Origin of the sequence: Leyella stercorea DSM 18206 (genome assembly GCF_000235885.1) — a bacterium.
Taxonomy (GTDB): Bacteria; Bacteroidota; Bacteroidia; order Bacteroidales; family Bacteroidaceae; genus Prevotella; species Prevotella stercorea.
On record NZ_JH379411.1, the window covers coordinates 38,328 to 48,887 of the forward strand.

Here is a 10,560-nt window from a genome sequence, read left to right on the forward strand (position 1 = left end):
AGGAGGATATGGCATCTTGCCATATCCACGCAGCCCTCCACGCAGCCCTCTACGCGACCCTCCACGCAGCCCTCATAGGGGGTGCAGCGGTCTCCGCTGCACCAACCAAGCAATCAACCAACCAAACACCCAACCAACCAACCAAACACCAACCAAACACCCAACCAACCATCCAACCAACAAACCAAACCACCCAACCACCACACCATTTAATTTTACCCATCAAAAGCAGCCATATATCCAACAAAAACACTAACTTTGCAAATCCATAAAAACTCCAACCATATGTCCAACACAAACACCATCTTCACAGAAGAACATAACATCCAAACACCCTGCAAGCTCTTCGTCGTGGGCGACCCACAGGTGCTGCTCATACAGCCGTCGGCACGCCACGAGGAGAAGAACGACGGTGTGCGACGCGAGGTCGACCTTATTGCACAGGCGAGCCCCACAGGCTTCGCCATGGTCTTCTTCGACTGCGTTGAGTGGGCGCGTGCGCTCATGCCGTGGGCTGACGATGCCGTGTCGCGCGACGCGGAGGTGGGCAGACACGCTCCCGACACGCTGCACTTCATTGAGCACGCCCTACTGCCATGGCTTCGCGAGCGTTTCGGCGCACTGCCCTGTATCATCGGCGGCTACTCGCTCGGCGGACTCTTCGCCCTTTGGGCTGCACGCAACACCGATGTCTTCACCGCCGTAGCTGCAGCTTCACCTTCGCTCTGGATTAATGGTTGGGGCGAATATGCCGCTGCACACCCCATCCTATCGCCACAAGCAACTGCACATCACAGTCTTAACACAACACTACAAATCTCAACACCTCAACATATCACCACTACAACACCTATCCACCTCTCCCTCGGCGACCGCGAAGAGCACTGTCGCAACCAGCGCATGAAGCGCATCGGCGACTGCGTGCGTGCAGAGCACGCCCTACTCTGCCAGCAACTCTCCCCCACCGCCGTCACCCTGCGCTGGCACGAAGGCGGACATTTCGGTGCCGAAGCAGAGCGCACAGCGGAAGCATTCGCATGGTGCATAGAACAGATTGCCCAACAACACTTAGACACACAACAACCAGAGTCGACGAATATTGACAGCCGACGGAATATTTTTTATAAATAAGGTACATAATTCAAATAAAACCCTTATCTTTGCAGAAATATCTCTCCTAACGGAGGACAAACACAAGGTGTGAATTTCATAAAAGTTCTTGCAACTTTTGAGATATGACTTACTAATATATTTTTTTGCATGCAATTAGTAATGACTATGCTTTTGCTATCGCCACCTATGGCGATGTGCAAGGACATAAAGTAGACGGCGAAGATGACGCAGGATTGCTTAGATTCACCTTCTACAGCCAGTGTAAGCCAACGCTTACCAAAGGGCATTCACATAATCGGGGCTGACAAACCATCGGCACCGAGAGTAGAAACTATACCCATACCGAAACACAGCAGCTATTATGAAGATGTTGCTCAGCAGCCCACCTCCTGGAGCTATCTGTTCATACATCACATGGCGGTAAAGTCGTTTCAGAAGTGGCTTGAAGCATACAACGCCGACAACACCCACCCCACTAAACAACCCTTCTTCATACACCAAGCCACCAGCTACGCCTACAAAAATGCGGAGACACAACGCGGTGTCAAGAAAATCGTGAAGCCCACCATCAGCGGCCTCGTCTTTCTGCAAGGCACCGTGAAGAGCATCCAGAAGTTCCTATCACAATATTTTCCTCAGTACCACTTAGTGAACGACCGCTGCCACGGGCGTCCTGCCTCCATACGCGACACCATCATGCAGCCCTTTATGAACGTACTGAAAGCCCACCCCGAGCAAGTCACCCTCCTCAACGCCCCCATCGAGAAGTTCTCCAAAGACCACGTGAAGCTCCGCGTCCTCACCGGTCCCTTCAAAGACTACGAAGGCTACATCATCCGCATCGACCGCAACCGCCAACTCGTCTTCGACTTCGCCGGCCGCGCCGTCGCACTCAGAGGCGTGCACCAGGAAGATTTTGAGGTGGCAGAGTGAAAACAGTAACTTTCAGACACTATATTAACCATGAAGTTGATTCTATTTGTCAAACAGATAAATTTTCCGACATGCCCATCGTCTTTTTACTTGTCACCGACATTGATGTCAATAAAAACGGTATAGATAATTTCAACCACAATCTCAATGCCCTCGCATCTACATCAACAGTCACCTATTCTGAATGCATCACCAAATCCCGCCAAACATTCAATTCTGAAATCTACATCCAACATGATTATATATGTTGCAAGGATTTTGATGAGCATATGAAGAACTTGTGATTAGCTAACATAGCCAAGGGTATAGTCAGGAAACACATCATTTTCACCGCCTATACGATTGCAACCATTACGTATGTTTGCAGCCAACGACATAAAGTAGAAAAGAATTTATGAAACCAAATGGTACGGACCTCCTTATATTGGCATATGGAGCATTTACCAATTGTATTCATGCTGGTAATACATGTTATTTAGAACCGAATTAGTATAAAGGCTCTTATGTAGAGTTCATACCATTTGAAACGATCTATAGTTATGCCAAAAAATAAAAATATAAAACTTCGTGAGTTTTCTTTGCAAAAAATGAACAATCAAATAGGAGATGCTTTGAACGAATAATGTTAAGAAATAGTGATAATCATAACTTATGATAAAGAACAAAGAGTCATTGGAGCAAATACCCGTATCCTTCTTCTTGAATGTTAAGGCTGAAAAGCATTCCGATATGTCTGTTGGAAGAGTTTTGCGAGGTATAAAGAATTGTGCCTATCAGAAGGAAGTCAATAATGCAAGATATTTTCTGACAACTGGTGATCGTGTTAAGTATGCAGAGGAAAAAGGGAAGCTGCCTGCTATCACGTTCTGTGGTACGTTTACAAAAGGACATAAAGCAGAGGAATGTGAGCATTATAATAGCTTACTTGTCATTGATATAGACAAACTGGAAGAAATGGAAATGATTTATACAGAAAAATGTCTTCAGAATGATCCATATATTGCTGCTTATTGGCAATCTCCTTCTGGGCATGGGTTCAAAGGACTTGTTCATTTGAACTATGATGGATCTTTTGATGACCTTCCATTAAGTGTGTCTCACAAGAAAGCTTTTCAGCAGTTGTTTACATATTTGTTTTCTACATATGAAATCGAATTGGACAGAAGTGGTTCTGATATAAGCAGATTATGCTATATGTCTTCGGATGTAGATGCTGTAGTAAAAGAAGAGGCTTGTGTATTTGAAGTTAAAAACGATGATATGCCAGTTATACCTAAACAAGATGGAATAAAAGCAGAATCAGTAAAAACTTTTGTTCCAAAGAATTGGAATGATCTATATGGTAAGGCTACAGGATACAAAGACAGCAGCTACAATCGTAGCCTTGTAATATATATATTGAAGAAACTTACCAAACGGCATCTGTCTATAACTGAGACATGGGAAGATTGGGTAAAAGTGGCTTTTTCAATAGCTTCGAGTCTTCATCCTGAAAAAGGAAAAGATTTATTCTTAAAACTGTGTCGACTTGATGGTATTAATCATGATGAAGCAAAAAGCGAGCGATTGATATGGAATGCTTATTCGTCAAATCAAAGACGATGTAGCATTAATACAATAAAATACTTGGCAAAACAAAAGGGAATCATACTAGATAGGTAGGCTGTAGCGTAAAAGCTATGGTATATTGAGGCATGTAAAAAATAGAGGGTGCCTTCCTTTCATGCCCTTATAAGGTGACGCTTTTCTCTTCTGTATCTTATGTGGTGAACGTACTAATCAATAGTCGTTGTGCCATTACATCTGTTTTAGTAATTTCTTTTTGTTTATGCCAAGTAATTATGTATTTATAGATCGTGACAAAGTAGTCATGATATTTATTAAATATCGTTGTAAATTAGCCGATTGCAAATCTAAAGAAAATCAAAAGAGGGAATTTTTGAACACAGATTCATTGTCTAAACGTAAAAAGGCAAAACGTAATGAATTGTATGATATGTTTCCATCGCGAAAACATTGGTGTAATATCGGAGAAATAAATAGAAATGCCCTTGATACCTCGGCTCGCAATGAGCGAAGATTGAAATTGACATATTTAAAAGCGAAGAAAAACAACAGTCAGAAAGATTGGTATTTGTTGCTTTGCAAAAAAGCAGACGCTGTAGTAAAGATTGCAACTTCAAACGAAGGAATGATACCAGCCCCACGAATTTCTGTAATTGAGAAAAAACGCAAACCGCAGCAGAAGAAGATAATTTATCGTCCAGTATGTTCTTTTCCTTTAATACAGAAAATAATTTTTTCTCTGCTAAACAAATATTTGACCCGGCTTTTTAATGATTACTTTTATGATTGTTCATATGCCTTCAGAATGCCATCAAAAGGCAAACATTTGCTTCAGCATCTTAATGCTGTTGAAGCTGTTAGAGATTACAGATGTCGGCATTTGAACAAGTCGCTTTATGTTGCAGAATGTGATATGCAGAAGTTTTATGACACTATTTCGCATAGAGTTATAAAAACTCGTTTTGCATTAATGTTGCAATGGGCTAAGAAGCAAGGGAAAATTAGCAATAAAGATATTGAACGTATTGGTTATTGGTTTTGGACGTATATTGATTGTTTCAATTTTTTAGAGAATGTATTTGTCTATAATAGAAAACCGCCAACAGATCCATTTTGGGGCAAAGAAAAATGTCCAGATCATTTTACTCGTGTGATTGAGTGGGTTGATAAAAAAGATCTAAATTACAAATTAGCAAGAAAACGAAAAGGATATGTAGGCGTTCCACAAGGTGGTGCTTTGTCTGGGTTGATAGCTAATATTGTTATGCATTTCGTTGACAATTGTGTTTTACGAGAAATCCAGAAGCGTGATATCCTATATTGCCGTTTCTGTGACGATATGATTCTGATAGGCGAGAATAAAGATGAGGTTAAAACGATATTTGATTGTTATTATAAAGCGATAAGTAAATCTCATTTGATACCTCATCCAAACAAGGATATCAAGATCAACAAAATGAAGGAATTCTGGGAAGGCAAAACCCGTGGACCATACGAATGGGGAGAGAAAGGACACGATGTATACCCTTGGATTACATTTGTTGGCTTTGATTTCAACTGGAAGGGGAATCTTCGTATTCGCCGACCGTCGTTTCAGAGACATATAGCAAAACAAACAAAAATTGCAAATGAGCTACTTTTACCGTACGAGCAAGGTGGCATTAAACCACGTTATTGTGCTGCAACTGTTCTTAATAGTTTAAAGAGTCGTCTGATAGCAACAAGTGTTGGTCATGTCTCTTTACGAAATTTTAGAGGCAATCCTAATATACGCAGTTGGATGAGTGCATTCTCAATCTTGGATAAAAACCATTGGTCAACACAACAACTTCGAGAACTAGATAAACATCGTATGGTTGTTATTGCCAGGACCAAGAAGCGACTTGCCAAAATAGAATGCTCAAGCCTAAGTAAGCTTGCTAGCTATGATAACGACCCTGACAGCTTTTTCATATATATGGGGTGTCCCTATAGTTATTATGGGCAATGCTTTAATTACTGAAACCTATAAATGAAATTTATAAAATAATGGAAAATAAAGTTTACTATGGAGAGTATTCTTTAAATTATTGGATAGAACTAATCTTGTCAAAGAGTATAGTCCTTCCTGAATACCAACGTAGTTTTGTTTGGAAAGAAGATGATATACAACAGCTGGTCAAATCGTTTAAAGCTAAGCAATTTGTACAGCCTGTTACAATTGCATTGATGAAGACGAATAGTAAAGTAAATGGTCAGAACTTAATTCTGGATGGGCAACAACGCCTTACGACAATCCTTCTGTCAAAAATTGGCTATATTCCTGATATTGATGCTTTTGCCAATGCAGACGAATTGACGAAAGAGGACGTTACAGATGAAGGTGATGATGATTCTAATCAAAAAAAATCTATAAAATGGACGTTTTCACAAATGCTTTCTGAAGACCCTAAAGGTAATACAATTCAAAGAATTCAAGATAGGGTACGTGGCGATGGGAGATATAAAGAATTGAAGTTGCCAGTATTGTCTGATAAGTTCTATGACAATACTTTCTTAGGTTTTTCCTATATCGTGCCTGATTGCAAGAAACAAGAAGATGTAGTACAAAGTTTTGCTCAGTTATTTAGAAATATCAATTATTTTGGTAAGCATCTATCTGCATTGGAAAGCAGACGTTCACTTTATTATATGAATTCTGATTATTATAATTTCTTTGAAGGTATTGATGTAGAAGGGAAAAGTGTACTTTGCGATATATTGATAAAGGAAAAAATGCAGTCAAGCAAACTTGATCTTGTTAGATACATGGCTCCATTATCACAATATCATTCTGATGATGCGCATGATGTTAGTGTTGTGATGAAATGGTATTCTAAAATATCAACAAGGGAATCGTATTATGCCGATTATGTTGCTTATATTCTTGGTTTAGACCAAGAGGCGAATAAGCAAAAGTTTGAAAAATTCATATTTAAAAACGTTTTTTCAAATCATGATGATTGGAAACAGCGATATTCTACGTTGCGAAAATCTATAGAACGATTGATACCAGAAATGGGGTTAAATGAAGATAAATCCTTTTCATCTTTAATTAGTGCAGACTATTGGCTATATGGACTAATATATCATATTGTCTTTATTGGCAAAAAACTTAATGATGATGTCACTAACCTTGTTAATGAATTGAAAACAGAAATTCATACAAAGATAAATGATAAAACAGGTTATGCCAAATCACCGAATCAGCTTGGATTGTTGCGTGATAGAATTAAGAAATCTGTAAAAATTTATTCAAAATATGTACACTGATATTCATTCTGACTTTATTTCAGAATCATTAATAGAAATCTTGAAATCAGGAATCAATGCTTGCAATTCGTTGAATGGTGGTATTGAGAGTTTTCCTATGGCTGAATATTTTATGCAGTCATTATTTCTTAAGTTGACTGGGGCTTTGGAGCAAAAGATGAAGTGTATATGTTGGGAATTAGCCACGAACAATTATTCGTATAGATATGATTTCCTTCATAATAAAAACTATGGAGAATGTTCTTCATATGATGAGAAGAACAATATTTTTAATGATATTATTAGATGTATCAAAGAAATAGATTCTAAATTTGAGCTATATCGTATATGGGATGATATAGAAATAGAGACCTCTGTAGTTGAAGCGGAACGTTTAGATTGGGAAAAAAAGATAGAAAAAGCACGGAATAAACACGTCTTAACTATCATAGAAAAAAGACAATCTTTAGGTAATCCAATGAATGATTCTGAAATAGATAAGCTTAAAAATGGCATTTATAACAAACCATTTCCAGAAGAGGATTTCCTAATTCTTCTTAGCAGTATAAAGCGAGACGAATGGTTTCAAAAACAATTAAGCATAATAAAAGAGATATTAAATAAATCTCAATTAAAAGAGTGGTTTCCAAGAGAGAATAGTAACTATATAACAAAACTTAACATCAAGTTTAAAAGTAAAGACTTTGCTATAATAAACAACAAAGGAATGTCTCTTTTAGGTGGTGGTATGGTAGGCTTTTATAAAACTGTAGTTTATGACCATCGTAATCGTTGTGCTCATAATACTATGTCCTATCAACGCAATCTACCATCACTTACTAAAATTGCTGATAACAATTATATGTATTACAATTATTTCTTTCGTTATACATTGATTGTGTTGATGGATTCTGTTATATCAAAGTTGTATAACTATTATAGAGAATTAGCAGTAACTTCTCGTTTTGTTCTTTAAATTACTTGTATTTATGCCTCATTTGTGTCACGTTAAACTCGGGATCAGTTAAATGATTATTCAAATAGCCATTTAAAAAGGATGATAAAGTTCTTTGATATTAGGGATGTAGACTTTGAATATAGCAGGCATTTATATGATGCTGCTTAGTAGAGAATTCAAATCGTCTAACATTTGAAATCTCTTACAAAAGACTGTATTTCAATTAATTCAAAGAGCGATTGTCGGCTCTAACGGGACAATAATTAAACAAATACTATGAGCAAGTTAAATATTTCTGGAATAGTGAAAGGCATTAAAGCCCAAACAACATATTTGACCCCAATAATTGAGGCTGTATGTAATTCTATAGACTCTATAGGCAAGCGTCCTAATGGCTCTATTGATATTATAGCTATCAGAGATGGTCAGAAAAGCTTTAATGATAAAGAGGATTCTGTTTGTGGTTCTATCATTGGCTTTGATGTCATAGACAATGGAGTTGGCTTTACTGACGCAAATCGAGACTCTTTCGATACCTATCTATCAGGACATAAATACGAATCTGGTGGAAAAGGTTTTGGAAGATTTATGTATCTCAAGTATTTTAAAAAAGTGTCTATTGACAGTTATTATTGTTTTGAAAATAAGTATTGGCATAGAACTTTTGACTTTGGTCACAATGAAGAAATTATCGAGAATGAAACTAATGAATTGTGTCAAGAAGAGATTGTTGCTTGCAAGACAATACTTCATTTGAAATCCGCAGTGAAAGGTTATAATGCCGACAATGGGTTAAATGTTATAGCAAGAAAACTTGTGGAACGCCTTTTGGTGCTTTTTGTGGATAATACAGAAGGCATGCCTATTATAACATTGAAAGAGAGTGATGGAACTAATCCTATTGTCTTAAATGATTTTGTAAGCAAGAATGATACAATCCAGTTTGTTCAAGAAGAATCTTTCGTATTACAAGATAAAAAGCATACAAAGCATCGATTTACTGTAAAATCGTATAAAGTCTATTTCTCCTCTTTGGCAAATAAAGTGATTTTAACAGCACACCGCCGAGAGGTTACAAATAGCCCCATACACAATTATGTTCCTGAATTTAAAGATACTTTGATTGATATAGAAAATGGGAAACAAAGAAATTATGCTATCCGTTCCTATGTAATTGGAAAATATTTGGATGACCATGTTGATACAGAAAGAGGTGATTTCTCATTAGCCCATAATGAAGAAGACATTTTTGCCGACATATCCGTTGAACGAATCGAAAGAGAAGCTAGTCTTATAACGAAGAAATTCTTCAAGGATTACATTCAAGAAAAATTTCAGGCAAAGAAACAAAAAGTACTGGATTATGTTTCGAGTATAGCACCTTGGAACAAGAGCTTGTTGAAAGATCTGGACATGGAAAACCTCCCCTTAGGAATATCAGATTTAGATTTGGAACTAAGATTTCAGAAAATTAAATTTGAGAAAGAACAGAAGTCTCGTATTGAGATAAATGATCTTCTGGCTTCGCAAGAAGATATAAATACAGACAATATAAAGGAGCAGGTCAAAGATTTGTTTTCAAAAGTAACAGATGAAGGCAAGAATGACTTAGCCCATTATGTTTGTAGCAGGAAGAAAGTTATAGACCTCTATAATGAACTTCGCAAAAGAACAGATTCTGGTAGCGCTCACTTAGAGAGTGAACTTCATAATTTGTTCTTCCCTATGATAAAGGATGATAGAGAGGTTGATTATGAAGATCATAACTTGTGGCTCTTGGATGAAAGACTTGTGTTTAGTCATTACATTGCGTCAGATAAAGTGATTTCTAAAAAAGACCACAAAGAGCCAGATGTAGTGGTCTTCTATAACGAGAGGATGTTTTTCAGAAATGGAGAAAACAGCATCACGTCTCCTGTAACCGTAATCGAATTCAAGAGACCTAAAAGGAAGGATTATTCTGATGCAGATAATCCAATCTCGCAAGCTCTCAGATATTCAAGAAAAATACTTGATGGAAAGTATGAAATGCCCGATGGCATCGAACCTGTCAAAGTAAACAGGCAATCTACGCCAGTTTATGTATATATTGTCTGTGATATAGTTTCGCAAATCAGAGAGTTCGCAGAGCAATCCAATCTGACAGTCAGTCCTGATGATGAAGGTTATTTTGGATATGTATCAAGCTATAACGCATATGTAGAAATCATGTCATTTAAAAAAGTGATTGATGATGCGACAATGCGCAATAAAATTTTCTTCCACAAATTAGGATTAGAATAAACTATCTCACCCAAAACATCAGATAACAATAAGCGTATAGCTAAGAATACCTCGCTTCTTTACTTCCGTATGCTCTTTATGATGGTAGTGTCGTTGTATACGAGCCGTGTGATATTGAATGCGTTGGGGGTGGATGACTTTGTAATACATTTCTGTCAGCAGTAAACACAATTTTAAGTTCGTTGCTTTGTGCAAGCATAACGCAATACATATAAAACAATTTAAAACGTAAAACATATATATTATGTCAAATCAATCATCAGACAATAACAAGCGGATAGCTAAGAATTTTCATGCAAACGAGCGCAGAGCCAAACATGTTTGAGCTATGCCGAGTGCAGCCGAAAATCACTTGTGTGTAAAATGTATGTAATCGTCAATAAACAAGTAAAATTTTAACATCTCAGTAAGCACTCAAATTAGGGCTTAAATTAGAA

The 10,560-nt window shown here is 37.5% G+C and carries 8 protein-coding genes; all 8 read left to right on the forward strand.

What is annotated here, in order from left to right; genetic code table 11:
• Positions 1 to 272: hypothetical protein (locus HMPREF0673_RS14695; protein WP_216589880.1), on the forward strand; the 272-nt coding region annotated here is incomplete at its 5' end.
• Positions 273 to 285: 13 nt separating this feature from the next.
• A complete protein-coding gene (locus HMPREF0673_RS05330; RefSeq protein ID WP_007899065.1) occupies positions 286 to 1,131 on the forward strand; it encodes an alpha/beta hydrolase-fold protein in 846 nt (281 codons plus the stop codon).
• A 204-nt stretch (positions 1,132 to 1,335) separates the two neighbouring features.
• A complete protein-coding gene (locus HMPREF0673_RS05335; RefSeq protein WP_007899068.1) occupies positions 1,336 to 2,046 on the forward strand; it encodes a hypothetical protein in 711 nt (236 codons plus the stop codon).
• Between the two features lie 651 nt (positions 2,047 to 2,697).
• Positions 2,698 to 3,708 carry a BT4734/BF3469 family protein gene (locus HMPREF0673_RS05340; protein WP_007899074.1) on the forward strand — a complete coding sequence of 337 codons (1,011 nt, stop codon included), beginning with the start codon at positions 2,698 to 2,700 and terminating at the stop codon, positions 3,706 to 3,708.
• Between the two features lie 277 nt (positions 3,709 to 3,985).
• Complete coding sequence (locus HMPREF0673_RS05345; protein ID WP_216589882.1) at positions 3,986 to 5,614, forward strand: reverse transcriptase domain-containing protein; 1,629 nt, start codon at positions 3,986 to 3,988, stop codon at positions 5,612 to 5,614.
• Between the two features lie 26 nt (positions 5,615 to 5,640).
• Entirely contained in the window at positions 5,641 to 6,903 is a 1,263-nt protein-coding gene (locus tag HMPREF0673_RS05350; RefSeq protein WP_007899080.1) for a DUF262 domain-containing protein, read from the forward strand.
• A complete protein-coding gene (locus HMPREF0673_RS05355) occupies positions 6,893 to 7,858 on the forward strand; it encodes a hypothetical protein (RefSeq protein ID WP_007899082.1) in 966 nt (321 codons plus the stop codon). The genes HMPREF0673_RS05350 and HMPREF0673_RS05355 overlap by 11 nt, the downstream gene beginning before the upstream one ends.
• A 258-nt stretch (positions 7,859 to 8,116) precedes the next feature.
• Positions 8,117 to 10,123: an ATP-binding protein gene (locus tag HMPREF0673_RS05360; RefSeq protein WP_007899084.1), complete on the forward strand. Its 2,007-nt coding sequence runs from the start codon at positions 8,117 to 8,119 to the stop codon at positions 10,121 to 10,123.
• Positions 10,124 to 10,560: the final 437 nt, after the last annotated feature.